The sequence below is a fragment of the Arthrobacter sp. Dra40 genome (assembly GCF_059091905.1).
Genome location: NZ_JBNHHB010000003.1, coordinates 86,009 through 112,355 on the forward strand (window position 1 = coordinate 86,009; position 26,347 = coordinate 112,355).

Annotated in this window: 23 protein-coding genes and 1 riboswitch; of the genes, 7 read left to right on the forward strand and 16 right to left on the reverse strand. The window is 67.4% G+C overall.

Annotated features, from left to right (window positions below; translation table 11 throughout):
* Positions 1-57: 57 nt before the first annotated feature.
* Positions 58-1,383 (reverse strand): bifunctional o-acetylhomoserine/o-acetylserine sulfhydrylase, encoded by a 1,326-nt coding sequence (locus AC5RWT_RS02820; protein WP_494044742.1) that lies wholly within the window; start codon positions 1,381-1,383, stop codon positions 58-60.
* 67 nt (positions 1,384-1,450) lie between these two features.
* A riboswitch (SAM riboswitch) is annotated at positions 1,451-1,565 on the reverse strand.
* Positions 1,566-1,768: 203 nt separating this feature from the next.
* Between AC5RWT_RS02820 and AC5RWT_RS02825 the strand changes: the two genes are divergently transcribed.
* Positions 1,769-2,410: a VOC family protein gene (locus AC5RWT_RS02825; RefSeq protein ID WP_494044741.1), complete on the forward strand. Its 642-nt coding sequence runs from the start codon at positions 1,769-1,771 to the stop codon at positions 2,408-2,410.
* A 155-nt stretch (positions 2,411-2,565) separates the two neighbouring features.
* Here the strand turns inward: AC5RWT_RS02825 and AC5RWT_RS02830 are convergent, their stop codons facing one another.
* The 7 genes from AC5RWT_RS02830 to AC5RWT_RS02860 form a co-directional block, all read right to left on the reverse strand.
* Positions 2,566-3,345, reverse strand: a complete 780-nt coding sequence (locus AC5RWT_RS02830; RefSeq protein WP_494079045.1) for a CPBP family intramembrane glutamic endopeptidase — start codon at positions 3,343-3,345, stop codon at positions 2,566-2,568.
* Positions 3,346-3,455: 110 nt separating this feature from the next.
* Positions 3,456-4,412, reverse strand: a complete 957-nt coding sequence (locus AC5RWT_RS02835) for a PDR/VanB family oxidoreductase (RefSeq protein WP_494079046.1) — start codon at positions 4,410-4,412, stop codon at positions 3,456-3,458.
* A gap of 18 nt (positions 4,413-4,430) precedes the next feature.
* Positions 4,431-5,228 carry an amino acid ABC transporter ATP-binding protein gene (locus AC5RWT_RS02840; RefSeq protein ID WP_494044738.1) on the reverse strand — a complete coding sequence of 266 codons (798 nt, stop codon included), beginning with the start codon at positions 5,226-5,228 and terminating at the stop codon, positions 4,431-4,433.
* Positions 5,225-6,163: an amino acid ABC transporter permease gene (locus AC5RWT_RS02845; RefSeq protein WP_494044737.1), complete on the reverse strand. Its 939-nt coding sequence runs from the start codon at positions 6,161-6,163 to the stop codon at positions 5,225-5,227. Before AC5RWT_RS02845 ends, AC5RWT_RS02840 begins: the two co-directional genes overlap by 4 nt.
* A gap of 18 nt (positions 6,164-6,181) precedes the next feature.
* A complete protein-coding gene (locus AC5RWT_RS02850) occupies positions 6,182-7,129 on the reverse strand; it encodes an ABC transporter substrate-binding protein (protein ID WP_494079047.1) in 948 nt (315 codons plus the stop codon).
* Positions 7,130-7,313: 184 nt separating this feature from the next.
* Positions 7,314-7,763 (reverse strand): hypothetical protein, encoded by a 450-nt coding sequence (locus AC5RWT_RS02855; protein ID WP_494079048.1) that lies wholly within the window; start codon positions 7,761-7,763, stop codon positions 7,314-7,316.
* A gap of 8 nt (positions 7,764-7,771) precedes the next feature.
* Positions 7,772-8,833, reverse strand: a complete 1,062-nt coding sequence (locus tag AC5RWT_RS02860) for a Rieske 2Fe-2S domain-containing protein (RefSeq protein WP_494079049.1) — start codon at positions 8,831-8,833, stop codon at positions 7,772-7,774.
* A gap of 170 nt (positions 8,834-9,003) precedes the next feature.
* On the opposite strand from AC5RWT_RS02860, the gene AC5RWT_RS02865 reads away from it, so the two are divergent.
* A complete protein-coding gene (locus AC5RWT_RS02865) occupies positions 9,004-9,660 on the forward strand; it encodes a GntR family transcriptional regulator (RefSeq protein WP_494044733.1) in 657 nt (218 codons plus the stop codon).
* A 27-nt stretch (positions 9,661-9,687) separates the two neighbouring features.
* Here AC5RWT_RS02865 and hutI read toward each other — a convergent pair whose 3' ends face one another.
* The 5 genes from hutI to AC5RWT_RS02890 form a co-directional block, all read right to left on the reverse strand.
* Positions 9,688-10,917 carry an imidazolonepropionase gene (gene hutI, locus AC5RWT_RS02870; RefSeq protein ID WP_494079050.1) on the reverse strand — a complete coding sequence of 410 codons (1,230 nt, stop codon included), beginning with the start codon at positions 10,915-10,917 and terminating at the stop codon, positions 9,688-9,690.
* Positions 10,914-12,329, reverse strand: a complete 1,416-nt coding sequence (locus AC5RWT_RS02875; protein WP_494079051.1) for an amidohydrolase family protein — start codon at positions 12,327-12,329, stop codon at positions 10,914-10,916. Before AC5RWT_RS02875 ends, hutI begins: the two co-directional genes overlap by 4 nt.
* Positions 12,326-13,525, reverse strand: coding sequence for an allantoate amidohydrolase (locus AC5RWT_RS02880; protein WP_494079052.1), 1,200 nt, complete (start codon positions 13,523-13,525; stop codon positions 12,326-12,328). Before AC5RWT_RS02880 ends, AC5RWT_RS02875 begins: the two co-directional genes overlap by 4 nt.
* A 184-nt stretch (positions 13,526-13,709) precedes the next feature.
* Positions 13,710-15,407, reverse strand: coding sequence for a urocanate hydratase (hutU, locus tag AC5RWT_RS02885; protein ID WP_494079053.1), 1,698 nt, complete (start codon positions 15,405-15,407; stop codon positions 13,710-13,712).
* A 74-nt stretch (positions 15,408-15,481) separates the two neighbouring features.
* A complete protein-coding gene (locus tag AC5RWT_RS02890; RefSeq protein WP_494079054.1) occupies positions 15,482-16,150 on the reverse strand; it encodes an IclR family transcriptional regulator in 669 nt (222 codons plus the stop codon).
* 180 nt (positions 16,151-16,330) lie between these two features.
* On the opposite strand from AC5RWT_RS02890, the gene AC5RWT_RS02895 reads away from it, so the two are divergent.
* The 3 genes from AC5RWT_RS02895 to AC5RWT_RS02905 all read left to right on the forward strand — a co-directional run bounded on the left by AC5RWT_RS02895 (position 16,331) and on the right by AC5RWT_RS02905 (position 20,131).
* Positions 16,331-17,359 (forward strand): ABC transporter substrate-binding protein, encoded by a 1,029-nt coding sequence (locus tag AC5RWT_RS02895; protein WP_494079055.1) that lies wholly within the window; start codon positions 16,331-16,333, stop codon positions 17,357-17,359.
* A 46-nt stretch (positions 17,360-17,405) separates the two neighbouring features.
* The gene (gene hutH / locus AC5RWT_RS02900) at positions 17,406-18,986 is read left to right on the forward strand and encodes a histidine ammonia-lyase (protein WP_494079056.1); all 1,581 of its coding nucleotides are present in this window, start codon (positions 17,406-17,408) and stop codon (positions 18,984-18,986) included.
* Between the two features lie 107 nt (positions 18,987-19,093).
* On the forward strand, positions 19,094-20,131 hold the full coding sequence (locus AC5RWT_RS02905; RefSeq protein WP_494079057.1) for a sialate O-acetylesterase: 1,038 nt from the start codon (positions 19,094-19,096) through the stop codon (positions 20,129-20,131).
* A 33-nt stretch (positions 20,132-20,164) separates the two neighbouring features.
* Here the strand turns inward: AC5RWT_RS02905 and AC5RWT_RS02910 are convergent, their stop codons facing one another.
* From AC5RWT_RS02910 to tdh, 3 genes are read right to left on the reverse strand one after another with little or no spacing between them, the layout of a single operon-like run.
* On the reverse strand, positions 20,165-21,256 hold the full coding sequence (locus AC5RWT_RS02910; RefSeq protein ID WP_494079058.1) for an NAD(P)/FAD-dependent oxidoreductase: 1,092 nt from the start codon (positions 21,254-21,256) through the stop codon (positions 20,165-20,167).
* The gene (locus AC5RWT_RS02915) at positions 21,253-22,470 is read right to left on the reverse strand and encodes a glycine C-acetyltransferase (RefSeq protein ID WP_494079059.1); all 1,218 of its coding nucleotides are present in this window, start codon (positions 22,468-22,470) and stop codon (positions 21,253-21,255) included. The genes AC5RWT_RS02910 and AC5RWT_RS02915 overlap by 4 nt, the downstream gene beginning before the upstream one ends.
* Positions 22,471-22,481: 11 nt before the next feature.
* On the reverse strand, positions 22,482-23,528 hold the full coding sequence (gene tdh / locus AC5RWT_RS02920; protein WP_494079060.1) for an L-threonine 3-dehydrogenase: 1,047 nt from the start codon (positions 23,526-23,528) through the stop codon (positions 22,482-22,484).
* Positions 23,529-23,717: 189 nt separating this feature from the next.
* Here tdh and AC5RWT_RS02925 point away from each other — a divergent pair, with 189 nt between their 5' ends.
* Positions 23,718-24,923, forward strand: coding sequence for a cytochrome P450 (locus AC5RWT_RS02925; protein ID WP_494079061.1), 1,206 nt, complete (start codon positions 23,718-23,720; stop codon positions 24,921-24,923).
* 90 nt (positions 24,924-25,013) lie between these two features.
* On the forward strand, positions 25,014-26,303 hold the full coding sequence (locus tag AC5RWT_RS02930) for a GAF domain-containing protein (RefSeq protein WP_494079062.1): 1,290 nt from the start codon (positions 25,014-25,016) through the stop codon (positions 26,301-26,303).
* The last annotated feature ends 44 nt before the right edge of the window (positions 26,304-26,347 follow it).

The window sequence follows — 26,347 nt, forward strand, 5'->3', positions numbered from 1 at the left end:
CCCGATCCACCAGTTCCTGCCGTTGCAGTATCGTCACGCTGCGTTCTACCTGCTTGCCTAGTCGTCCGAGCCCTTGGCGGCACGGAAACCGGCCTCCAAATCGGCGATGATGTCATTGACGTTTTCGATGCCCACCGAGAGCCGGACCAGTCCGTCGGTCACGCCGGCGGACACCCGCTCCTCGGCCGAAAGCTGGGCGTGGGTGGTCGACGCCGGGTGGATCACCAGCGAGCGTACGTCGCCGAGGTTGGCGACATGGGAATGCAGTTCAAGGCCGTCCACAAAACGCTTGCCGGCTTCGATCCCGCCCTTGATCTCAAACGACACGATGGCGCCGGTGCCCTTGGGACCGTACTTGCGGCCGCGGTCGTACCACGGGCTCGACGGCAGGCCGAGGTACGCAACGGAAGCAACGTCGTCGTGCGCTTCGAGGAACTCCGCCACCTTCTGCGCGTTGGCCACGTGGCGCTCGACGCGCAGGCTCAGCGTCTCCAGCCCTTGGGCGATCAGGAAGGCGTTGAACGGGGAGATGGCGGACCCCAGGTCGCGCAGCAACTGCACGCGGGCCTTGAGGATGTAGGCCAGATTGGCGCCGAGTGCACTTCCGACGCCCAGGTCGCGGGCGAAGACCAGCCCGTTGTAGGTCTCGTCCGGGGTGTTGAAGCCCGGGAACTTCTCCGGATCGGCAGCGAAGTCGAAGGTGCCGGCGTCCACGATCACGCCGCCGATAGCCGTTCCGTGGCCGCCGAGGTACTTGGTGGCCGAATGGAGCACGATGTCTGCGCCCCACTCGATCGGCCGGATCAAGTACGGGGTGGCCAGCGTGTTGTCGACGATCAGCGGCACGCCGTTCTCATGGGCGATGCTGCTGACGGCTTCCAGGTCCAGGACGTCCTGGCGCGGGTTGGAGACCACCTCGCCGAAGAACGCCTTGGTGTTCGGCTGCACCGCGTCGCGCCACTGCTGCAGGTTGTCCGGATCCTCGACGAAGGTCACTTCGATGCCGAACTTGGGCAGCGTGGTGCGCAGCAGGTTGTACGTGCCGCCGTACAGGCTGGGGCTGGCCACGATGTGGTCGCCGGCCTCGGCCAGGTTCAGGATGGAGAACGTGGACGCGGCCTGGCCAGAGGCCAGCAGCAGCGCGCCGACGCCGCCTTCAAGACTTGCCAACCGGGCTTCGACCGCCTCGCTGGTCGGATTGCCGATCCGGGTGTAAATGGGCGCCAGTTCGGACAGGGCGAAGCGGTCCGCGGCGCTCTGCGCGCTGGGGAACACGAACGAGGTGGTTTGGTAGATCGGCAGTGCACGGGCGCCGGTGGCGGCATCCGGCTCCTGGCCGACGTGGATCTGACGGGTTTCAAAGGACCAGTCTGCATTGGACATGGTGCAACTCCTTCAAGGGAAGGGGTCATCCGGGATCCGGCCGTGCCGGCATGTCTATCCCGGGTGTGACCCGCGCTTGCGCACCGCCTGGTGGCGGCTGCCTGGTCTTCACCCGGGGCACCCCACCGCGGTTGGAGGGTTGCCGGCCAGCAAACCGGGGTTTCACGCTGGCACTCATGACCTGCGTACAGTCTCGGCGGAGAGCCCGCCCGGCCGCAACAATATGACACCTTATGACCGGCCGGGGCCGCACCCCCCGCCTTCCTTGTCGGCGCCCTGGGCAGCGTCAAGTTGTCAAGGGCTACTGCGAGAAACCATGGCGAAAGCACAGTGACTTAGGTCACCCTAAGTCGAGAGAGTCTTCACAAAGTGCCAAGATATGCCTATGCGCTTCGACCACGTTTCTTATGCTGCTGAGCCCGACGGTCTGGCTGCCACTTCAGAGCGGATTTCCAAAGCTCTGGGCATCGACGCAGTCAAGGGCGGGGTGCACCCCCGCTTCGGCACCCGCAATATGATCTTCCCCCTGACCGACCACCACTACCTGGAAGTGGTGGAGGTCCTGGACCACCCCGCGTCCGACAAGGCCCCCTTCGGCCAGGCCGTGCGTGCCCGGTCCGAAGCTGGCGGCGGCTGGATGGGCTGGTGCGTGGAAGTGGACGATCTGACCCCGTTCGAAGAGCGGCTGGGCCGTCATGCGGTTCCCGGAAACCGCAAGTTCCCGGATGGGCAGGAATTGAGCTGGCAGCAGATCGGCATCAAGGGCCTGATCGCAGACCCGCAGGTTCCCTACATGCTGCGCTGGGATGACGGCACCGAGGCGCTTCACCCGTCCAACGCCCGCCCGGCAACCGTCAAGCTGATCGGCCTGACCATTGCCGGTTCCTCGGAACGCGTGGCTGACTGGCTGGGCACGCCGGTGGATGATCTTCTCGACGACGTCAAGGTTGCTTGGACCGCCCCGAACGGTACACCGGGAATCATGTCGGTCCGCTTCGAAACCGCAAACGGCATCATCGAACTCTAAGGTCCCGGTCTCGTGTGGCACGGCACCAAGGCTCGCTTTTAAGCAGGCTCCCGTCCGGCTTCTTGCTCCCACCCGCGGTGGCGCAAGTGGCCGGAAGGGAGCCTTTTGCGTGTCCAGGGAGAGCTTCCTTCTGGCAGCCCGTTCGAAGTGCTGGCCTAGGTACCGATGCCAATAGCCGGGCCCACCAGCGAGTAGCCGACGAAGCCGGCAATATCCAACAGTGCGTGCGCGACCACCAGCGGCATCACCCGCTTGACCTTCGTATAGACGTAGCCGAACACCAAGCCCATCAGAAAGTTTCCGATGCCCGGCCCGATCCCTTGGTACAGGTGATAGGTCCCGCGCAGGGCGGCGCTGACAAAAATCGTGGTCCAGATCCCCCAACCGAACTTGGCAAACCGATTGAAGAGGTAGCCCACCATGACCACCTCTTCGAGGATGGCGTGGCGCAGCGCTGACAGCACCAGCACCGGCACCGTCCACCAGTATTCGTCCAAGGCCGCGGGGACTATCGCGGTGGTGATCCCCAGCGCCCTGCCGGCGGCATACACGCCCAGCGTGCCAGCACCGATCACCAGCGCCAGCAGGAAGCCCAGGCCGAAGTCCACCCGCGGCCGGGAGAAGGTGAAGCCGATCGAGCGGAAGGCCGATTGGCCCGCGGAGGTCAGCAGAAACAGCACCAGGGCCACCGGCACCAGCGCAAAGATGATGCTGAGCATCTGGTACACAAAATCGAAGACTTCCCGCTCGTTCAGCACCGGGTTAAGTGTGGTCGTTTGGGAGGCCAGCGGAGCGCGGGTCATCTTCTCCAGCAGGTTCACTACCGCGTAGACCGCCGATTGCCCCAGCGAGAGCCCGAGCACGATGAGCACCTCGGCCCGGTAATACCCCAGGGTGCGCGGTGGGCTCGCGGTCACGACCTTCTGCTTGTCCATAGCCACCATCTTGCCAAGTGCAGCGGGGTCAGCGACATCCGGAGTGGATCAGGGTTCCGTTCTCCCACGGCCTCGCATCGGCTTCCGTTGCGCCTGGCGACTTTCCCCCGCTACAAGTCCAGAAGCAGACGCTTGCCCTTGCACCGCGAAACGCAAATCATCATGGTGTCTCCGGCGTCGCGTTCGTCATCCGAAAGAAGCGAGTCACGGTGATCGATCTCGCCACCCAACACCGCCGTCTCGCAGGTGCCGCAGATTCCCTCCCGGCAGGAGTTCAACGGGTTGATCCCGACCGCTTCGAGGGCCTGCAGGATAGTTTCATCAGGGCCAACTGGAATCTCTGTCCCGTCCGTCAGTTCCACTGTGAAGGCCGAATCTTCACCTTCGGTCTTCACCGGGCCTTCACCGTTGGCAGCGAAGCGTTCACAGTGGAAACGTCCGGGATCCGCCCAACCGTCGGCGAAGGACTGAATGACGTTGAGCAGCGGCCCAGGGCCACAGGCGTAGACGTGGGATCCGACGGACGGGTCCGCCAGCAGGTCGGCCAGCGGGTAGAAGCCGCTTTCGTCGTCGGCATGAATGTGGATGTCCCCGCCAAGCGCCTGGATTTCCTTGAGAAACGCCATCGACGAGCGGCTGCGTCCAAGGTAGATAAGGCGCCACGGGACACCGATCTCGGCAGCCTCGCGGATCATCGGCAGGATCGGGGTGATACCGATGCCGCCGGCGATGAAGACGTAGCTGTCCGCAGGTGCCAGAACGAAGTTATTGCGCGGGCCACGGACCTGGATCTTGGTCCCCGGCCTCAGCAAGTCGTGCACGTAGGCCGAGCCGCCGCGCCCCTCAGGCTCACGCAGGATGCCCAACCGCCAGGCGGAGCGGTCCGCGCGCTCGGAACAGAGCGAGTACTGGCGCAGAAGTCCATTGGGCAGGAGCACGTCGATATGCGAGCCGGCGTCCCACTCGGGCAGCGCCTCTCCCAGCGGGTGTTCCAGCTCCAACGAGACGACGCTGCTGGACTCGCGCCGGATGGAGCGGACCTCGACATCGAAAAACTCTTCAGTCATGATTCACCACTTGCTAAGTCAGGCCGCGGCCGGTTCGGAGAGCACGGAGGCAAGGAAGGCCTTGGTGCGTTCGTTCTGAGGGTTGGTGATGACCTCACGGGCCGGTCCCTGCTCCACCACATAGCCGTCCGCCATAAAGACCACCCGGTCGGCGACGTCGCGGGCGAAGTGCATCTCGTGCGTCACCACGACCATGGTCATGCCGGAGTTGGCCAGGTCCTTCATGACCTTCAGGACTTCACCCACCAACTCCGGGTCCAGGGCGGATGTCGGCTCGTCAAAGAGCATCAGCTGCGGCTCCATGCACAGGGCGCGGGCGATGGCCACCCGCTGTTGCTGGCCGCCGGAGAGCTGGCGCGGATAGGCCTCGGCTTTTTCCGCCAGTCCTACTTTCTCCAACAGGGACATGGCCCGGGCCATGGCAGTGGCTTTTTTCTCCTTGCGGACAAGCCGCGGTGCTTCGATCAGGTTTTCCATCACCGTCATGTGCGGGAACAAGTTGAACTGCTGGAAGACCATACCGACTTCGGTGCGGCTGCGGCAGATGTCGTTGTGGCTCTGTTCGTAAAGCTTGCTGCCTTTGACGTCGTAGCCCACGATCTTGCCGTTGACCCACATGCGTCCGCCGTCGACCGTTTCCAAATGGTTGATGCAGCGAAGGAAGGTGCTCTTGCCGGATCCTGAAGGGCCGATCAAGCAGACCACCTCCCCCGGCTGCACGTGCAGGTCAATGCCCTTCAGCACCTGATTGGAGCCGAAATTTTTGCAGATGGCGTCGGCCTTAACCATCGGTTCAACGCCGTGCGTAACCGTCATTTCTTGCTGCCTTTCAGGGAGAGCGCGTCATGGGTGGCGAAAAACCGCTTCAGCTGCTGCAGTGGCGTCGGCGGCAGGTTCCGCTGGTTGCCGCGGGCAAAGCGCCGCTCCAGGTAGTACTGGCCGATGGTCAGGATGGAAGTGATCAGCAGGTACCAGAGGCTGGCGACGATCAGCAGCGGCACGGTCTCGAACGTCCGCGCGTAGATGATCTGCGCCGAGTACAGCAGCTCCGGCACCGAAATCACGCTGACCAACGCGGTGGTCTTGAGCATGCCGATGGTTTCGTTGCCTGTGGGCGGGATGATCACGCGCATCGCCTGCGGCAGCACGACCCGGCGCATGGTCTGCATCCGGGTAATGCCTAAGGCCTCCGCTGCCTCGGTTTGCCCGTGGTCCACGGACAGTATTCCCGCCCGGACGATCTCAGACATGTACGCGCCCTGGTTAAGACCAAGGCCGAGAATCGCTGCTGTCATGGGGGTGATCAGTTGGTTTGCGTCCAGTGCGACTCCGGGAATACCCAGCGTGATGACCGGATACAGTGCCGCTAGGTTGAACCAGAACAGCAGCTGTACGAGCACCGGTGTGCCGCGGAAGAAGTTCACATAGGCGAAGGCGGCACCTCGTACTACTGGATTGACGGAGAGCCGCATGACTGCGAACACGACGCCGAGCACGATGCCGATGGCCATACTGATCGCGGTCAGGCCAAGTGTGACAAGGATGCCTCGGCCAATGGACACGTCGCGCAGGTAGAGCCCGACGACGTCCCAGCCGAAGTTGGGGTTTGTCATCACGGACCGCGCTAGCAGTCCGGCGATCACAACGATCACCGCTGCGGCCAGCCACCGGCCGGGATGCTTGGCCTTGACGACGGTGTAGCCATCGCCGGTAGGGGCTGTTTGCTCGCTTCGGGTAGTCACGGCAGTCATGCGGCTGCTTCCTCTCCGCTACTTCGCCTCGAGGGCTTCAGAGCTGATCAGCACGGACTCCGGGAAGTCCCACTTGTCGCCGAGCTCCTCATAGTGGCCACCGGCGATGACACTCTTCACTGCTGCCGCGACGGCTTCCTTCATCCCGGTGTCCTTGGCCAGGGCAATCCCGAACGGTACGGCATCGTAGTCCTCGCCCTCGGCCAGTTCGAACTGGCCGTTGGCTTCCTTGCCTTGGTAGGCCAGCGGAACGCTGTCCGCGATCACTCCGTCGACACGGCCGGAAGCCAGCGCCAGGTTGGCGTCGGTCTGCCCGGGAAAGTTCTGGATCTTGATTTCTTCTTTGCCTGCCGCAGTACATTCCTTGGAGAACTCCGGCAGGTACTCCATCGACTGGATCGATCCCTTCTGGCCGGCAATCTTCTTTCCGCACATGCTCATGGGGTCCATGGAGATGCCCAGCGGATTTCCGGGAGCGACGGCGATGCCCGTGCCGGTGTGGAGGTACTCGACGAAGTCGACGATCTTCTCGCGTTCGGGCGTGACGGAGAAGGCCGACATCGCCATGTCGTACTTGCCGGAGGCCAGGCCGGCCAGGATCGTGTCGAACGTTGCCGGTACGTGCTCCACCTTCAGTCCCAAGGCCGCGCCGACTGCGTCGGAGAAGTCCACGTCGAAGCCGATCATGGTCTTGTTGTCGGTGTCGTAATACTCGAACGGGGCATAAGTCGGGTCAGAAGCGACTTTCAGCGTACCGGCGGCCAGGACGTCCTCCGGCAGCAGGTCCCGGGCGGCTTCGTTGATCTGCACGGCTTCCACCCCGGCGCCCGACGCGACCGGAGCAGCAGTGTCCGCGGGGCCCGTAGCCGCGCCGGAGGCGTTGGTGCAGGCGGTTAGGGAAACAGCCAGCAGGACGGATCCGGCCAGGAGATGGGAACGGGTGGCACGTTGACGAGAATGACGCATGGACTTTCCTTTCATGGTCCGGACGGCATTGTCCGGTTGTGGATATCCGCACTGATCAGGAGACGACCAGTGCCTCGGTGCTAGAAAATTTCAGTTTCGATGTGCAGCAGGGAGGTGCGTCCGGCGACTGGTTACGAATGCGCCCGACCGGCAATGCACAGCTGCCGGTTGGGCCCTGCCGCGGTCAGGGGACCCACCTCAGGACCTTGGCTTTCCGCGGGGCGAGGGTGATGACCTGGACAGCGGATTCTCCGGCGGCGAGCGAAAGCCGGATGGTCTCGGCGTCCTCGCCCTCGACGATGAAGACATCCCCGGCCCGCAACCAGCGTTCCCACGGTCCGTCCTCCGCCGCGACCAACGCTTCGCCGCCGAGTCCGGTCACAATCAGCTGCTCGCCGGGCCCGCGCTGCAGCGTGCCCGTATAGCTGCCGGTGTAGCGGAGGCTTTCGGAGGCGATGTAACTTGCATCGGCCTCCAGCTCCACGGTGGGCTCGGGGCCGGTTTCATCCAGCTGCACCGTCCACCGCCACGGATCGCCGCGCTCGGCCGAGTCCGGGCACGCCGCCAAGATCTTGGCGCCCGTTTCGGCGGAAATTTCGCCGCCGAGCGGGTTGGCTCTGATCAGCATCCACATGGCGGAACCTATGCCGTCCTGGGAGCAACCGGCTCCCGGCGGGCAGCCGGCTGGGCCGCAGCCTTCGCCTGCTGTTCCTGCTTCAGCAGCGCGCTCAGGATGCGCCGGGCCCTGGCCACGCCGCCGTCCTGGGCGATCAGCACGTCGAATTCGCCATCGGGACGAGTCTGCATGCCAATCTCCTGTGCCTCCAGCGCGGAGGCGTCCTCGTCCAGAACGGTGGCCAGGCCGACGCGAAGGTCTTCGGTCGCCTGCTCGTTGTCCACGGCGAAGTTGCGGCTGAAGGCGTAGTAGTACCAGGAGTTGTGCGCGTCGATCGGCGTGATGCCGTTCAGCACCTTGATCAGGAAGCCCTCTTCGCGGGGCTTGCCCTCGCCGGTGATGCCCGAGTGGAGCACATGCAGGTTCGGCACGAAGAACTCGGTGCAGTGGAAGCGGTCGAACAGCCCGCGGGCGTCCATCGTTTCGGCGTACAGCGGCGGTGCTTCAACCGAAGGCATGAGGCGGTCCACGCTGACCACGTTGCCGTCAACCTCGACGGTAATCCCGTGTTCGTAGATGTAGTCATCGCCCACGGTGGTCTGGTGCAGGAAGGACTCGTGGGTCAGGTCCAACAGGTTGTCATGGATCAGGTCGGCCCGGCACTTGAAGTGGTACGAATGGGTGACCGTGGCCCACTCCGGGTCCACCATCCAGTGGGTATCCGGAACGTCGGCCGGATCGGCCAGCTCCGGATCGCCGGTCCAGACCCAGATCCAGCCGTCCTGCTCCACCACCGGGTATTTGCGCACCTTTGCGCGTTCCGGGATCGACGTCTGGGCCGGCACCTTGGTGCACATACCGTCGGGGCCGTAAGTGAAACCGTGGTAACCGCACTCCACCGAATCACCGACGGTCCTGCCCTCGGAGAGCGGGAAGGCGCGGTGCGCACAGCGGTCCGCCAAGGCAATGGCTTCGTTGTCCTGGGTCCGGAACAGGACGATCGGCTGCTCGCAGATGACCCGGCGCACCGGCTTGCGGGTGACCTCCGTTGACCACGCCGCCACATACCAAGTGTTCAGCACATACATTTTCGGTTCTCCTCCATCACGTGTGTATACACTGTATTCAGAGCATCAATGTGACGTCAAGCACTTTTCGCAAAAGGTTCAGTACGTTACCGTTTCACCCAATTTCCACCTGGAAGCGCGTCCTGCTGCCGGCGGAACGCTAGAGTGCACAGAACAGAAGGAGGCCGACCATGGCTGCGATTCCGAACGATGTGAGACCGCTGTCTGTCCGCGTCCACGAGCAGCTGAGCGCCGACATCATCAGCGGGGCCATCAAGCCAGGCTCGGCTTTGGCGCAGGAGGGGGTCGCTTCGCAGTACGGCGTGTCCCGCACACCCGTCCGCGATGCGCTCACCCAGCTGACGCTGGAAGGACTGACCACCCTTGTTCCGGGCAAGGGCTACATCGTCAACCAGCTCGACGAGCGTGAGATCGAGAACGTCTTCGAGGTGCGCTACGCCCTGGAATCCCTAGCGGTCCGGAACGCCATCGGCTCCTACACACCGCAGCAACTGGTGCGGCTCAATGGCCTCATCGACGAGACGGAGATCGTTGACCCGCAGGACAGCGACGAACTCTTCCGGCTGGGCCGCGCGTTCCATCTGGCCCTTGTGGAGCCCGCTGCCAACGACTACCTGCGCGGCGTCATTGCCTCCATCTGGAACCACCCCATCCAGCACAGGATTACCTTGACCTACCGGCAGGGACCGGAACACCAGGCCAAGGTCATCCACGATCACCGCAGCATTCTGCAGGCACTTAAGGACCAGGACCCTGACCGAGCCGTCGAAGTGCTGGCGCATTGCCACGACGTCAAGGACCCCAACCGCTACGAACACATCGGCTGAAAACCGCTCCCGCTCCAGGGCAGCGGCTCAGCCCCTCCCAGCCGAGCTCACGCCCGCCCGCCAGACGGCGGCCGTCAGCGGCATGCCGGGGCGGTAGGCCAGGTGGGTGGCCGAGGGCGCGTTGAGCAAGTGCAGGTCGGCGCGGTGCCCGACGGCGATAGAACCCACCGCCCGCTCCCCGTCCGCGTCCCGGCCCACGTGCCGGCCCAAGGCCAGGGCACCGCCGTAGGTCGCCGCGCGGACCGCTTCCTGGACGCTCAATCCCATCTGCAGCACCGCCGTCGTCACGCAAAAGTTCATGGAACTGGTGAAGGAAGTGCCGGGGTTGCAGTTGGATGCCAGGGCAATTTCCGCGCCGGCATCCAGCAGCTGCCGTCCCGGCGCCAGCGGCTGTCGAGTGGACAGATCGCAGGCCGGCAGGCAGGTGGCCACGGTGCCGCGCCCCCCCGTGCCGCTGGCCCGGTCCCAGCCCGCCCAGGTTCCGGCGAGCGCTGCGACGTCGTCGTCGGAGAGGTAGTTCACGTGGTCCACGCTGGCCGCGCCAAATTCCACCGCCAGCCGCACGCCGGGGCCCTCGCCCAGCTGGTTGCCGTGCACGCGCAGTCCGAGGCCGGCGTCGCGGCAGGCAGCGAGGACCCGGCGTGACTGCTCCTCGTTGAAGGCGCCGCGTTCGCAAAACACGTCCGCCCACTGCACGTAGGGCCTGACCGCAGACAGCATGTCGCCGCACACCAGATCGGTGTACTCGTCGGCGTCCATGCCGCCCGGGACCAGGTGCGCGCCGAGGTACGTCACCTCGTCGACCACGGTGGAGGCGATCCGGGCGCTGCGGGCCTCCTGCTCCACGTCCAGGCCGTAGCCGGTCTTCGTCTCAAGGTAGGTGGTGCCGCCGGCCGATGCCTCCGCGACGCGGGCCAGCAGCAGCCGGGTCAGGTCGTAGTCGCTGGCTTCGCGGGTGGCGCCGGTGGTGACCGCGATCCCGCCGGCCTGATAGGACTGCCCGGCCATCCGGGCTTCGAACTCGGCGGTACGGTCGCCGGCGAAGACCAAGTGGGTGTGTGAGTCCACCCATCCCGGCAACACGGCTCGTCCGCCGGCATCGAAGTGTTCGTCGGCGTCGGGTGCCTGCGTCGAGGAACCGAGCCAGGCAATGCGCTCCCCCTCGATGACCACCGCGGCATCGTGGAGCACTGCATCAGCGCCTTGGGCCGGGTCCTGCGTGTGCAGTTCGCCGATATTGGTGATGACGGTGCTCATGCGATCTCCTTCAGTGCCGCGGACAGCAGGTCGGCGGGCTGGCCCAGCCGCGAATGGATGCCGTTGACCGCCAGCAGTTCCCCGCCGACGACGACGGCCGTGACATCCGCTGACGTGGCCGTCAGCGGCAACTGGCCGGGGGCCGAGCCCACCGTGCGCATGGAGGCTGGGTTGACCGCGGCCAGATCGGCTGCCATGCCGACGGCGATGCCCGCGGTGGGGGTCGCCATCGCGGCCACGGCTCCAGCCGTCGCGGCGTGCAGGAGTTCGTCCGGTGAGAACCGGCCGCGCTGCCCGCTGGCCAGGCGTTCGCCGTGCTCCAGCGCCCGCATCTCCAGCCACGGGTCCACCACGGCGTGCTGGTCCGTGCCGAGTGCGATGAGGGCGCCGGCATCGGCCAGAGCCCGGGCCGGGCCGATGCCATCGGCGAGGTCGGCCTCGGTGGTCGGGCACATCACCACGGTGGCGCCGGCGCCGCCCAGCAGTTCGATGTCCTCGACGGTCAGGTGGGTGGCGTGGACGGCGCTCAGGCGTGGCGACAGCAGGCCGTGCCGCGCGAGCAGTCCGGCCGGCGTGACGCCGTACTCCGCCACGCAGGCCTCGTTCTCGGCCGGCTGCTCGGACAAGTGGATGTGCAGCGGCAGCTCAGGCGACAGCCGGTCGGCAATGACCGGCAGCGCGGATTCGGGCACGCCGCGCACCGAGTGCAGCGCCGCCCCCACGGTGATCTGGGCCGGGTCGAACCTGGCTGCAACGGTCTTCCGGAGCGAGTCCAGCCTGTCCAGCCAGGCGTGCACGTCGCCGTCGCCAAACCGCTGTTGTTCAGGCGCCAGCGGCTTGCCGATGCCGCCGGCCAGATAGCAGGTGTCCAGCAGGGTCAGGCGGATACCGGCGGCGGCGGCGGCCCGGCACAGCGCCAGTTCCATCGCATGCTCGCCGGCGTGGTCATCGGCGTCGCCCTGGCGGCCGTTCCCGGCGCCGTCTGGACCGTGCCCGTCAGCGCCCAGGCCACCGCCGTACGCTGCGCCGTCCGGGCGGTGGTGGACGTAGTGGAATTCGGCCACGCTGCTGAAACCGGCGGCCACCATCTCGGCGAACACGGCGGTGGCCAGGCGCTCGTACTTGCCGGGTGTCAGCGCGCCGGCCGCCTGGTACATCTGCTCGCGCCAGGTCCAGAAGTCGCCCCTGCCCGCGTGCGTGCGGCCGCGCAGGGCACGGTGGAAGGCATGCGAATGCGCGTTGGCCGCGGCCGGGAAGACCACGCCGTCCAGCACCAACACGCCGTCGGCAGGATCCGGCCGCGGTGCCGTGCCCACGTGGGTGATGGCACCGCCGTCGTCGGTTTCCAGCAGGATGTTCTCCGCCACGCCCTCCGGCCCCAGCCAGGCGCGTTCGCACCAGATGCGGCTCACAGCAGGGCCTCCAGCACATCGGCGAGGGCGGCAGCGCCGGCGTCGGCGTCCCACGGTTCCACGTATTCCTCCGGCGAGTGCGAGATGCCGGAGGGGTTCTTCACGAACAGCATGCCCGAGGGCACCCGCGCGGCCAACACGCCGGCGTCGTGCCCCGCACCGGTAGCCATCACCGGGGCACCGGGCAGGGCATTCTCCAGCTGGCGCTGCAAGGCCGAGTCGAAGTGCACCGTGCCGCTGTAGGACTCTTCCGTCAGGGACACCGAGCAGCCTTCGAAGGCCGCAATCTTCTGCGCCTTGCCGTGGATGGTCTCGACCAGCTGCGCGGTGACGGCGTCGTCCGGGTGCCGGGCGTCCAGCCACAAATCCACCCGCGAGGCGATCACATTCGTGCCGCCGGGAACCGGCTGAATCCGTCCAACCGTGGCCCGGGCGTCGGACTGTTTGGTTGCGATCTGTTGCACGGCCAGGATGATCTGCGCGGCGGCGACCATCGGGTCCGCACGGTCGGCCATCAGCGTGGTGCCGGCGTGGTTACCCTGGCCGGCGACGCTGATCCGCCACCGCCCGTGGCCCAAGATGGAACTGCCGACGGCGATGGCCGGGCCGTCCTCGCCCAGGCCGCGGCCCTGCTCCACATGCAGCTCGACGAAGTCGCCGATCCGTGCCAGCGCCTCGTCATCGCGCCCGAGGTGCGCCGGATCCAGACCGTTGGCGCGGGCGGCATCGGCGAAGGTCGTACCGTGCTCATCGCGCAGGTTCCGGGCTTTGTCCGGGTCGATGGCCCCGGCCAGCAGCCGGGAGCCGAGGCACGCCACCCCGAACCGCGAACCTTCCTCTTCCGGAAAGACCGTGACGGCCAGCGGCCTGTTCGGCTGCACGCCGCGCTCCTTGAGCACGTCGACGGCGGCGAGCGCCGATGCGACACCCAGCGGACCGTCGAAGGCACCGCCCCCGGGTACCGAGTCCAGATGGCTGCCGGTGACCAGCGCGCCGCGCTGTGGCTCGCCCCACCACGCCCAGATGATGCCGTTGCGGTCCGTCTCCACATCCAGGCCGCGGCGCCCGGCCTGTTCGATGAACCAGCCGCGCAAACCCAGCTCAGCGGTGGAGAACACCGGGCGCGAATACCCCCCGCGCTGCCCATCCCGCCCGACATCGGCAATAGAGTCCAGGAGCGAGGTGACCGTTTCCATGATCCAACTTTCCTTCGTTAGCTGTAGTGGCCCAAGGCCGGCATTCGTATAGAGCACGCGGGTCGCCCCACCGGAGCCCTCGTGGATATCGGCCGAAGACCGGCTTTCGTGTAGGCGCGCCTCGCCGAGCGAGGAACGAGCGAGGTGTCGAAGCGCCGGCGAAAGCCGGTCAACGGCCAGCAGTCTAGTCCGCCATCGGGATCCGGACGCCGCGCTCGGCCGCCACTTCGACCGCCCGGTCGTAGCCCGCATCCACATGCCGGATCACACCCATGCCCGGGTCGTTGGTCAGCAACCGCTCCAGCTTCTGCGCCGCCAGTTCCGTGCCGTCCGCCACCGAGACCTGGCCGGCGTGGATGGAACGCCCGATGCCGACGCCGCCGCCGTGGTGGATGGAAACCCAGGTGGCCCCGGAGCTCGCGGCCGTCAGCGCGTTCAGCAGCGGCCAGTCGGCGATGGCGTCGGAGCCGTCGGCCATCGCCTCGGTCTCGCGGTAGGGCGAGGCGACGGAACCAGAGTCAAGGTGGTCGCGGCCGATCACGATCGGCGCCGAGACCTTGCCTTCTGCCACCAGCCGGTTGAACAGCAGGCCGGCCTGGTGCCGCTCGCCGTAGCCCAGCCAACAGATGCGCGCCGGCAGCCCTTCGAACTCCACCCGTTCGGCGGCGGCGTCCAGCCAGCGGTGCAGGTGTTCGTTCTCCGGGAAGAGTTCCTTCAGCGCGGCGTCGGTGACTTCGATGTCCTTCGGGTCGCCGGACAGCGCCACCCAGCGGAACGGCCCGAGGCCCTCGCAGAACAGCGGCCGGATGTAAGCCGGCACGAAACCGGGGAACTCGAAGGCCCGGTCGTAGCCGCCCTTGCGTGCCTCGTCGCGGATCGAGTTGCCGTAGTCGAAGACTTCGGCGCCGGCATCCTGGAACTCCACCATCGCCTGCACGTGCCGGGCCATCGAGGCCTGCGCCTTCTTGGTGAACCCCTCGGGATCCGCCTGTGCCTCGCGCTGCCAGTCCGCCACCGAGATTCCCTCGGGCAGGTAGGACAGCGGATCGTGGGCGGAGGTCTGGTCGGTGACCACATCCACGGTGAGCTCGCCGGCCTTATGCCTGCGCAGGATCTCCGGGAACACCTCGGCGGCATTGCCCACGTAGCCCACCGACCAGCCGCGGCCTTCTTCCTTGGCCTTCATGACCTTGGCGATGGCGGTGTCCAGATCCGTCTCCACCTCGTCCAAGTAGCGCTTGCCCACGCGGCGGCGCAGCCTCGCCTCGTCCACGTCGACGATCAGGCAGGCGCCATCGTTGAGCGTGACCGCCAGCGGCTGGGCCCCGCCCATGCCGCCGCAGCCGCCGGTCAGCGTCAGCGTTCCAGCCAGCGTGGGGGATCCGGTCTTGCCGGCCTCGTGCAGCTTGGCCCCGACGGCGGCGAAGGTCTCGAAGGTGCCCTGCAGGATGCCCTGGGTGCCGATGTAGATCCAGGAACCGGCGGTCATCTGTCCGTACATCATCAGGCCCTCGGCTTCCAGCCGGCGGAACTCCGGCCAGTTGGCCCAGTCCCCCACCAGGTTCGAATTGGCCAGCAGCACCCGCGGCGCCCACGGGTTGGTCCGGAGCACGCCGACCGGTTTACCCGACTGGACCAGCAGCGTCTCATCGTCTTCCAGATCCGCCAGCGTCTTCACGATCGCGTCATAGGCCTCCCAGGACCGCGCGGCGCGGCCTGTTCCGCCGTAGACCACCAGGTCCTCGGGGCGCTCGGCCACTTCGGGGTCAAGGTTGTTCATGAGCATCCGAAGCGGCGCCTCGGTCTGCCAGCTCTTGGCGGTCAGCGTGGTGCCGCGGGAAGCTCGGATGGTGCGGGAGGGATCGTGCTGGGTGAACGTCATTGTTGTGCCCTTTCTGGCTGGGACGAATCTGGCTCGAGGTTTCTGGCAGGGGGTTTCTGGCTGGGAGTTTCTGGCTAGGACGTAGTTTCCGGCTCGGCGAAAAGTGCGCCGGCCTGTTCGGCCAACAGCAGTCCAAATTTTTCTGCTGCTTCAGTTGTGGTGCGGTAACTCGGAGCGACAATGCTCAGCGCCGCGACGACCTTCTCTCCGGCGAAGACGGGCGCCGCGACGGCGGTCACGTCGGCCTCCACGCTGTCCGCCATGACGGTGAACGTGCCGCGGCCCACCTGTCCGCTCAGTGCCGCCCCGGCCGCGCTGCCAGCGATCGGGAAGGTCCGGCCCACCCAGTTCACGTGCCGCACCGTGTGGGTGCCTTCTTCGATGGCCACGTACAGCCCGTGCTCGTTGCCGGCGGTCACGCTCAGGTACGCGGATTCGCCGGTCCGGTCCACCAGGGTTCGCAGGACATCCCGGCCGGCGTCGACCAGCGACTCATGGCTGAGCGCCTGCACGCCCAGCTGCACCATCCGAAAGCCCGGACGGTACAAGGCGTTTCCGCGTTTCGCGGCGAATCCGTTGGCTTCCAGCGTGCGCAGCAGGCGCAGCGCCGTTGAGGCGGACAACCCGACGGCCTTGGCCGCGTCGGCGAGCTTGACGCCGTCGTTCTCGCAGACGATGCGCAACAGCGCCAGCGCACGGTCGGCCGCCCTGGTGGTGGGATCCGCACCCGTTTTTGGCACCATGCTGCTCCTCCGTCGAGATCGGCTTATTGCAGCCAGTAAAACATCAATTTCATCCAGCGGCAAGAATTTTCCCTAAAGTATTGACCCACGACACATCGGCTAGGTAGTTTCGGGTAACAGCCGATTCGTTTTACTCTTCGAAACGAACATGCCATGGATCGGCAGATAAAGGAGACCCCCATGCGCCAACTGTTGTCCGCGGCCCCCACCGCCCGCCGCCCCCTTCTGGCCACCGCGTCGGCGGCGGTGCTGGCCGGTGCCCTGCTGCTGACGGGCTGCGGCTCCGGCAGCCCCTCCTCGACCGGCGGCGGGACGCAACCCGCGGCCCCGTCGGCGGACGGTTCGCTGGACCAGGTGAATCTGGGGCTGATCCCGATCACGGACGTGGCCCCGGTGTATCTGGGCATTCAGGAGGGCTACTTCGAGGACGAAGGCATCCAGCTCTCTGTCCAGCTGGCCCAGGGCGGTGCCGCGATCGTCCCGGCGGTCATGACCGGCGAATACGAGTTCGGCTACTCCAACGTCGTTTCGCTGCTGATCGCGCGGGACAAAGGGCTGCCGATCACCGTGGTCTCCAATGGCTCCAGTTCCACCAACGTCCCGGGCAAAGACGTGACCGAGGTCGCCGCCCTGCCGGAAGCCGGAATCGAGAATGCGGCCGATCTGGTGGGCAAGACAGTTGCCGTCAATGCGCTGAACAACTTTGCGGATGTCACCATCCGCAATGCCGTTGAGCAGGCCGGCGGCAACCCGGACGACGTCGACTTCGTGGAGATGCCCTACCCGAACATGCCGGCGGCGCTGGAGCGCGGTGACGTCGATGCGGCCTGGACCACCGAGCCGTTCCGCACCCAGATCCTTGAAGCCGGCGGCGAGATTGTGGCCAGCCCGATGACCGACCTCACCGAGGACTTCGATTCGGCCTTCTACTTCACCTCCGAGCAGACCATGCAGGAGAACCCCGAACTCGTGGAGCGGTTCCGCCGGGCGCTGGAGAAGTCCTTCCAGTTCGCTGCGGAGAACGACGACGAGGTGCGCTCGGTCATCCAGGACTATGCCAAGATCACGCCCGAACTCGCCGAGACGGTAGTGATGTCCCGCTGGTACCCGGAGATCAACCGGGAGGGCCTGCAGAAGCTGGGGTCGGCCGCCGTCAAGTACGGCGTCCTGAAGAACGACCCCGATTACGATGCACTGATCGCCGACTAGCCCCCGCGCCCGCACCCATCCAGACCATTACCGCTTGAAAGGCACCATGTCCCAGTCCCAGCTCCAGACCGTTTCCGTCTCCGTCTCCGTCGGACCGCTCTCCCCCGCCGACGTCGTCGCCGTCGCCCGTCACGGCGCCGCCGTGGAACTCAGCGAGGAGTCGCTCGCCGCGATGGCCGCGTCGCGAAAGGTGATCGAGGCGCTGGTGGACGACGACGTGCCGCACTACGGCGTCAGCACCGGCTTCGGGGCCCTGGCCACCAAACAGATCCCGGTGGAGCTGCGCACGCAGCTGCAGCGCAGCCTGATCCGCAGCCACGCGGCGTCCTCCGGTGCGGAAGTGGACCGGGAAGTGATCCGCGGGCTGATGCTCAACCGGCTGTCCACCATGGCCACCGGCCGCACCGGCGTCCGGCCCATGGTTGCCCAGGCGTATGCCGGGATCCTCAATGCCGGGATCACTCCCGTCGTCGGTGAATACGGCTCCCTGGGCTGCTCCGGCGATCTGGCACCGCTGGCACATTGCGCGCTCGCCCTGATGGGAGAAGGCCAGGTCCGCAACAACGAGGGCGAGCTGGTGCCCGCGGCCCAGGCGCTGGCCGCCGCGGGGCTGGAACCGGTGGAACTGCGGGAGAAGGAAGGCCTGGCGCTGATCAACGGCACCGACGGCATGCTGGGCATGCTGATCATGGCCTCGGCGGACCTGCACCGGCTGCTCAAGACGGCCGACCTCGCCGCCGCCATGAGCATTGAAGGCTTGCTGGGCACGGATTCGGTGCTGGCCGAGGACCTGCACGCGCTGCGGCCGCATCCCGGCCAGATTGCCGCCGCCGCCAACATGCGCACCGTCCTCGCCGGCTCCGCCCTGATCGAGGAGCAGAAGCACGGCCAGCACCGGTTCACCCGGGTCCAGGATGCGTACTCGCTGCGCTGCGCCCCGCAGGTGCACGGCGCGGCCCGCGCCACCCTGGCCCACGTGGAATCGGTGGCCGGTTACGAGTTGTCCTCCGCCGTCGATAATCCGGTGGTCACCGTGGACGGCAGGGTGGAGTCCAACGGCAACTTCCATGGCGCTCCCGTTGGCTATGCGTTGGATTTCCTGGCTATTGCGGTGGCTGACCTTGCCTCGATGAGCGAACGGCGCACCGACCGGTTCCTTGACTCGGCCCGCAGCCACGGGCTTAATGCCTTCCTGGCCGACGACCCGGGCGTGGACTCCGGGCACATGATCGCCCAGTACACCCAGGCCGGCATTGTCAGCGAGCTCAAGCGGCTGGCGAATCCGGCGTCGGTGGACTCGATCCCGTCCTCGGCCATGCAGGAAGACCACGTCTCGATGGGCTGGTCCGCCGGACTGAAGCTGCGCCGCGCCCTGGACGGCCTGACCCGGGTGCTGGCCATCGAATTGCTCACCAGCGCCCGCGCCCTGGACATGCGCGACGGGGGCGTGGACAGCTCCCGAAGCGCCCCCGCCGTCACCGCCGTGCGCCGGGAAATCCGCACGGTGGTGGAAGGGCCGGGCACCGACCGCTATCTCTCCCCGGAGATCGAGGCCGTCCGCGTGCTTGTGGACAGCGGCGTACTGCTGGACGCGGTCGAGCAGGCGGCGGGCAGCGCACTGAACTGACCCGAACGGCACTACACTGGTGCCCGGAAACACCGTTGGTTCCGGATCGCCGGGCCGGAACCAACGCCGGAAACATCGGGGGCCGGCGCCGGAGAAGGACCTGCCGCATGGGCGCCGACACACCCGAGGCCCGGCCGAGCCGCCGAAAGCTGCTGCAGCGGACCGTCCCCGTCCTCGCGGCCGGGATCGGCGCCGGGGTCCTCGGCACGGCAGGTGCCGCAGCGGCGGTGCGACCAGATGCCGCGCCCGGCGACGAGCAGCTCGCGCGGCTGGTCGCCGATCCGACGTCGGCCACCCACCGAGCACTGGTCCAGCTCCTGGCCCCGACGGCCTCCGCCGCGGCGCGAACCGCTCCCAACGGGCGCGTGGACCCCCGGCAGGCCGGCTACGACGTCGTCCTGTTGCTGGGCCAGTCCAACATGCAGGGCTGCGGCCTGCCCTTTGATCCCGCCATCGATGTGGAGCTGGACGGCATCGACCAGCTGGCCGCATCCGGCCCCCTCACCGGCCAGGTGATCACCGCCAGCGAGCCGCTCTGCCACGTCGCCAGCGTGCGGGTGGAGGGCCGGCCCGCCGTCGGCCCGGGGTTTGAATTCGCCCGTCAGCTCTGGCTGGCCCAACCGGCCGGCCGCAAGGTGCTGCTGGTGCCCGCAGCCATGGGCGGCACCTCGATCACCGGCAACGCCGACTACTCCTGGGATCCGGACAACACGCGTGCGCGGACCAATCTGTTCCATCGCGCGCTGGATGCCGGCCGCAGCGCGCTGGCGCTGAATCCGCACAACCGCCTCGCCGCGGTCCTCTGGCACCAGGGCGAGGCGGAAGCCGTGTTGGGCTCCTCCCAGGCGTGGTACCAGGCCAAGCTGCTGCAGATCATCGACCTGGTCCGCAATGCCCTGGGGCCGGCGCCGTTCCTGATCGGCGGCATGGTGCCGGAGTGGCTACCCGGCGATCCGGGACGCCGCGGCATCGATGCCGCACACCGCGCCATCCCGTCGCTCCGGCCGCGGACGGCGTTCGTCGAAGGCCCCTCCGGCGCCAGCCAGGACATGGGACACATCCACTACAACGCCGCCGGCGCCCGGGAACTGGGGCTGCGCTTCTACAACGCCTTCGAAGCCGAGGCCGCCGGACAGCCCGTCTAGCGCCGCCCCGGCACGTCCCGCAGCGGTCCCGCTCTACAGCGGGAAAGTACGACGGCGGGGGCTGAGGGCAGCGGGAACGTCGCCGGCGCCGTCGTGCTCTCCCAGAATCAGTCCCGCCGCGAGTTCGGCGATCCCGGCCGAGGTCTGGAATCCATAACCGCCCTGCCCGGCCAGCCAGAAGAAGCCTTCGGCCTCGGGATCGAAGCCCACCACCGGATGCCCGTCGGCAGGTTCCGTCCGCAGCCCGGTCCAGGCCCTGGCCACGCCAGTGATGGCCAGGGTGGTGCTCCTGCCGATGTGGGCGATGGCCCGCTGCACGTCCGCCTCCCGCGGACGGGCGTCCTCGGGTTCGCTCGGCTCGGTTTCGGACGGGGAAATCAGCACCTGGCCGTTCTCCGGCCGGTAGTAGAAGCTGTCGTCCGCCGCGGCCACCATGGGCTGCCGCGGGGAGAGCGGCCGGGCCACGTCCACCACCGCCGCGGTCCGCCGGTACGGCACCAACCCCTGCGGCTTGGCCCCGAACAGGGCCGCAACCTGGTCCGCCCACGCGCCGGCTGCATCCACCACTATTCCGGCCTCGATGATCTCCCGGCCCGCGACCAGTTGCCAGCCGCTGCCATGCCGCCGGGCCGAGTGGACACGCGATTCCATCAGGAACCGTGCCCCTGCAGCGCGCGACGTGCCCCGGTGGTGCTCGAGCAGGACATCGGTGCGGCAGCCGAACGATGTCCGGTCCAGCCCGGCGGCTTCAAACGCATCGGGCCTCAGTTCCGGGCTCAGCCCATGTGCACTGGCCGGGTCGATGAACTCCATCTGGCCGCTGGCGTGCTCCTTCACGGCAGCTTCGGATCCGATCAGCAGGAACGACCGGTGGCTGAGGATCTGCAGGCCGGCCTCGCTTTCCCGGCGGTGCAGCAGGTCCAGGGTCCGGGCAGTGAGCTGCTGGATGGCCGGCGGGCCGTAGCTGGGCACCAACTGGCGTGCCGACCGGCTGGAGGTGTGGTAGCCCAGGGTGGGCTCGGCCTCCGCCAGCACCACGCGCACCCGGCCGGCGAGTTCGGCGGCCAGCGAGAGCCCGGCGATGCCGCCGCCGATGATCAGGACGTCGCAGCTGATCGCTGTCATGCCGGCTGGACCGCCTGCCGGGAGGCGACAAACGCGGCGACGCAGGCTTCGATGTCCTCCGCCGTGTGGGCCGCCGACAGCTGCACGCGGATCCGCGCCGCATCCTTGGGCACCACCGGGTAGCTGAAGGCGGTGACGTACACGCCGTGCTCCAGCATGGCCTCGGCCGTCCGGCCGGCGAGGACGGCGTCGTGGAACATCACCGGGACAATCGGGTGAACGCCTTCCAGCAGGTCGAAGCCTTCCTCGGCCATCCGGCGCCGGAACAGCGCGGTGTTGTCCTGCAGCCGGGACCGCAGTTCGGCCGAACCGCCCACCAGCTCCAGCGCCTTCAGCGTGGCGGCGACGATGGCCGGGGCCACCGAGTTGGAGAACAGGTACGGCCGGGCCTTTTGCCGCAGCATCGCCACGATTTCGCGGCGGCCGGAGACGTAGCCGCCGGAGGCGCCGCCCAAGGCCTTCCCGAAGGTGCCGGTATAGATGTCCACCTTGTCCGAGACGCCTGCATGCTCCGGCGTGCCCGCACCGCTGGCTCCCATGAAGCCGACGGCGTGCGAGTCGTCCACCATCACCAGTGCTCCGTATGTCCCGGCCAGTTCGCAGATTTGCTCCAGCGGGGCCAGGTAGCCGTCCATGGAGAAGACGCCGTCGGTGACGACGACCGTCCGCCGGGCGCCGGCGCCGTCGTTCAATTGCGCGGCTTCCTGCAGCCTGGACTCGAGCTCGGCCATGTCCCGGTTCGCATAGCGGAAGCGGACCGCCTTGGACAGCCGGATGCCGTCGATGATCGAGGCGTGGTTCAGCGAGTCAGAGATGATGGCATCATCGGGGCCAAACAGGGACTCGAAGACCCCGCCGTTGGCGTCGAAACAGGACGAAAACAGAATGGTGTCCTCGGTTCCGAGGAAGCGGGAGACCTGCTGTTCCAGCTGCAGGTGCAGATCCTGCGTGCCGCAGATGAACCGAACGCTGGCCATGCCGAACCCGCGTTCGTCCATCGCGGCTTTCGCGGCGGCGATGATCTCCGGGTGGTCCGCCAGCCCCAGGTAGTTGTTCGCGCAGAAGTTCAGCACCTCGCGTGCGGACCCGTCCGGCGCGCTGGCCGCAATGTGGCTGGACTGCGGCGTGGTGATGCGGCGCTCCGCCTTGAACAGTCCGGCGTTGCGAATCTCCGCCAGCTCGGCGGTCAGCTGGTCCTTGAGCGTTCCGTACATGCTTGCCTCCCCTAGATCCGGGTCCAGTCGAGGACCACTTTGCCGCCTTCGCCGTGCCGGGCGATCTCGAACCCGTGCTCCCACTCGGCGGCCGGGAGCACGTCCGTGATCACCGAGGATATCGCCGCGTGCAGCGCGGGGCTGGACGAGAGCATGGCGCTCATCGCGTACCAGGTTTCGAACATCTCGCGGCCATAGATGCCCTTGAGCGTGAGCATATGCGTGACCACCTTGGCCCAGTCGATGCTGATGTCTTCGGCCGGCAGCCCCAGCAGCGCAATCCGCCCGCCGTGCGTCATATTGTCGATCATCGCCTGCAGCGCAGAGGCACGGCCGGACATTTCCAGGCCGATGTCGAAGCCTTCGGCCAGCTCCAGCTGCCGCTGCGCCTCGGCCACCTTGGTCTGGCTGACGTCCACGCACATGTCCGCGCCCATCTGTTTGGCCAGCTCCAGCCTTGAGGCGGACACATCGGTGACGGCGATCTTGCGCGCGCCGGCGTGGCGGACCACGGCAATCGCCATCAGTCCGATGGGCCCGGCACCGGTGATCAGGACGTCTTCGCCGACCAGCGGGAAGCTCAGGGCGGTGTGGACGGCGTTGCCGAACGGATCGAAGATGGCGCCCATTTCCGGCGTGACGGCCGGATCGGTATGCACCCAGACGTTGGTTTCCGGTATCACCACGTATTCGGCGAAGGCGCCGTCGCGCTGCACGCCCACACTGATAGTGCGGATGCACATCTGCCGCCGGCCGGCCCTGCAGTTGCGGCAGGTGCCGCAGACTATGTGTCCCTCACCCGAGACCCGGTCCCCGATCTGCACATCCCGCACCCCGGTGCCGGTGGCCACGACTTCACCATAGAACTCGTGGCCGGGGATCAGCGGACTGTTCACCGCGCCCGCGGCCCAGTCGTCCCAGGCCTGGATGTGCAGGTCGGTGCCGCAGATGCCGGTGGTCAAGACTTTGATCTTGACCTCGCCGAAGCCGGGTTCCGGTTCCGGCCGGTCCGCCAGCTCGAAGCCGGCCTGTGGGCCGGGCTTGAAGAGCGCCTTCACGCGTTGTCCTTATCTCTCGGTCCGGCCGGGAGCACGCGGCCGCCCGGACGGTGGTCCGGGTCACTAGGGCAACTCTACGTAAGAGCCCCGTCGAAGTGGAGCGCGTCACAGTACGCGTCCGGCGCGCGGGGCTGTAGTTTTGCTGGCAAGCACTTCTTCCTTCCCTTTCGACGTGAGCGAGGCCTGCCCGTGACAACCAGGACACACCAGATGATTCCGGCGATCACCGACGACCCGTACGCGGATGACGTACTGGTCGACCCGTACAGCCTGTTCTGCCGGATGCGGGCGGCCGGCCCGGCGGTCTGGCTGGAGAAGTACCAGGTGCCGGCCTTCGCACGCTACGCCGAGTGCCGCGATATTCTCGCCGACCACGTCACCTTCATCTCCGCCGCCGGCGTGGGACCCAAGGACCTGCTGAAGGAACCTTATTGGCGGCCGCAGGGCATCCTCGAGTCCGACCCGCCGCGGCACACGCTGATGCGGGACGCCATGGCCGGGGTGATCTCGCCCAGGGGGACGCGTGCGCTGCGGGCCGGATTCGAAGCCTACGCCGACCAGTTGCTGCCGGAACTGCTGGCGCGTGGTTCGATCGACGGGGTCAAGGACCTGGCCGAGGTCTTCCCGCTCCGGGCGTTCGGCGATGCCGTGGGCATTCCGCGGGAGGGCCGCGAGGAGAACCTGCTGACCCATGGCGCGATGAACTTCAGCCACTTCGGCCCGGAAAACGAACGCCACCGCTACTACTTCGAACAAGGTGCCGGAACTCCGGAGTGGGTGATGGACCGGACCCGTCGGGAAAACCTCAGCCCCGGCGGGATGGGCGAACAACTGTGGCAGTATGTGGACCGCGGCGAGCTGCCGGCGGACATGGCCCCACTGGTGGTCAGGGCCCTGCTGTCCGCGGGCCTGGACACCACCGTGATCGGCATCGGCAACGCCCTCAAGCTCTTTGCCGAGCATCCGGAACAGTGGCGCATCCTGCGGCAGAACCCGCGGATGGTGTCGCTGGCCATCAACGAGGTGCTGCGCTTCGAATCCCCGTTCCAGTCCTTCTACCGGACCACGTCCGCCGACACCGAGATCGCCGGGGTCAGCCTGGCGGCCGGAAGCAAGCTGGCCCTGTTCCTGGGCTCCGCCAACCGGGACGAGGTCCAGTTCGGTCCGGACGCGGACGTCTTCCGGGTCGAACGCGAGGCCGCCAGCATGATCGCCTTCGGCAACGGCATCCACCGCTGCGTCGGCCAGCCCATCACCCGGTTGGAGATGCACGTTGTCCTGACCTGGCTGGCCCATCACGTGGAGCGGATCGAGTTCACCGGCGAACCTGTCCCGTACCTGCATAACACGTTGAAGGGCTACGCCTCGCTGCCCCTGCGGCTAGTGCCGGCCTGAGCCTTGGCTGGATCGTCCCGTCCGCCGCGGGCTAGACTGTGACTTCTGCCACAGATCCGTGGTGGTGATCCGGTACAAGGGGGATCTCCAGTGCCGCACTCTGCCCAGCCAGCGTCCCGGCCCGTGCAGGACCGGGCCTACGAGGCCCACGAAGGTCTTGATCCGGACGAACTGATCGGCCGTTCCGGGAGCCTGCGCCTCCCGGGCCTGCGCCCGGTGGTCCGCGACTCGTGGCAACGCTCCCTGCGGCACGCCGCAGATCCGGACCGCGCGTTGGCCCGGCTGGTCCTGGCCGACGACGAACTGGACGCCTTCCGCCGGGACCATCCCCTGGCTGCCATCATGCCCGTCTTCAGCCGTTTGCTGGTGGAACCCAGCCATGAAGCGGGAATGCTGGTGGCCGTCGGGGACCAGCACGGGCGCCTGCTCTGGGTGGATGGCGCTACCCGGCTGCGGGAACGTGCGGAGGGCATGATGTTCATGCCGGGCACCGACTGGTCCGAGGCATCCGTGGGCACCAGCGCCCCCGGCACCGCCCTCGCCCTGGGCCACGGGGTGCAGATTGCCGGCGCCGAGCACTTCAGCAGGGCGGTCCATTCGTGGAGCTGCACCGCCGTCCCCATTCACGATCCCGATTCCGGCGCCGTCCTCGGCGTGGTGGATCTGACCGGCGGGGAGGAAGCCGCCGCTCCGCATACGCTGTCGCTGGTCCGGGCCGCGGTGGCCGCGGCCGAGGCCGAGCTGCGGATCATTCGCCTGCAGGCGGCGCCCAGCAGCCGGGCCAGGCAACAGCCCGCCGGCCTCAGCATCACGGGCCGGGACCATGGCCTTTTGGAGCTGGCCGGCCGGCGCATCGAATTGTCCCAGCGGCACACCGAGATCCTCACCCTGATGGCCCTGCACCCGGCCGGCCTGACGGCCGAGCAACTGGCCGACCAGCTCAACCCGCACGCCCGTGGCGCCACGTTGCGGGCCGAGATGGTCCGGCTGCGCAAACTTCTGGCCGGCATCAGCCCCGCCGCGGTCCCCGAATCGCGGCCGTACCGGCTGCGGCAGCCGCTGGCCGTCGACGCGCAGCGGGCCCTGCAGCGCCTGGCCCGGGGCTCCTACCGCCAGGCCCTCGATCTTTACCAGGGCCAGATCATTCCGGGGTCCGAGGCGCCGGGCATCGTCGATTTCCGCCACCAGGTCAGCGCCACGCTGCGCGAGTCGGTGCTCAGCAGTGCCTCGCCGGAAACGGTGATGCGCTACCTTGAGCTTCCCGAAGCGAAGAACGACGGCGATGCCTGGCACGCGGCGCTCCGCCTCCTGCCGCCGCGCTCACCCAGGCGGGCCGGGGTCGTCGCCCGCTTGGAGCAGTTGGAGGCCGGGGACGGCTGACCGCCCCATACCCAACGCCGGGTGCAACCTCGATGCAACCTTGC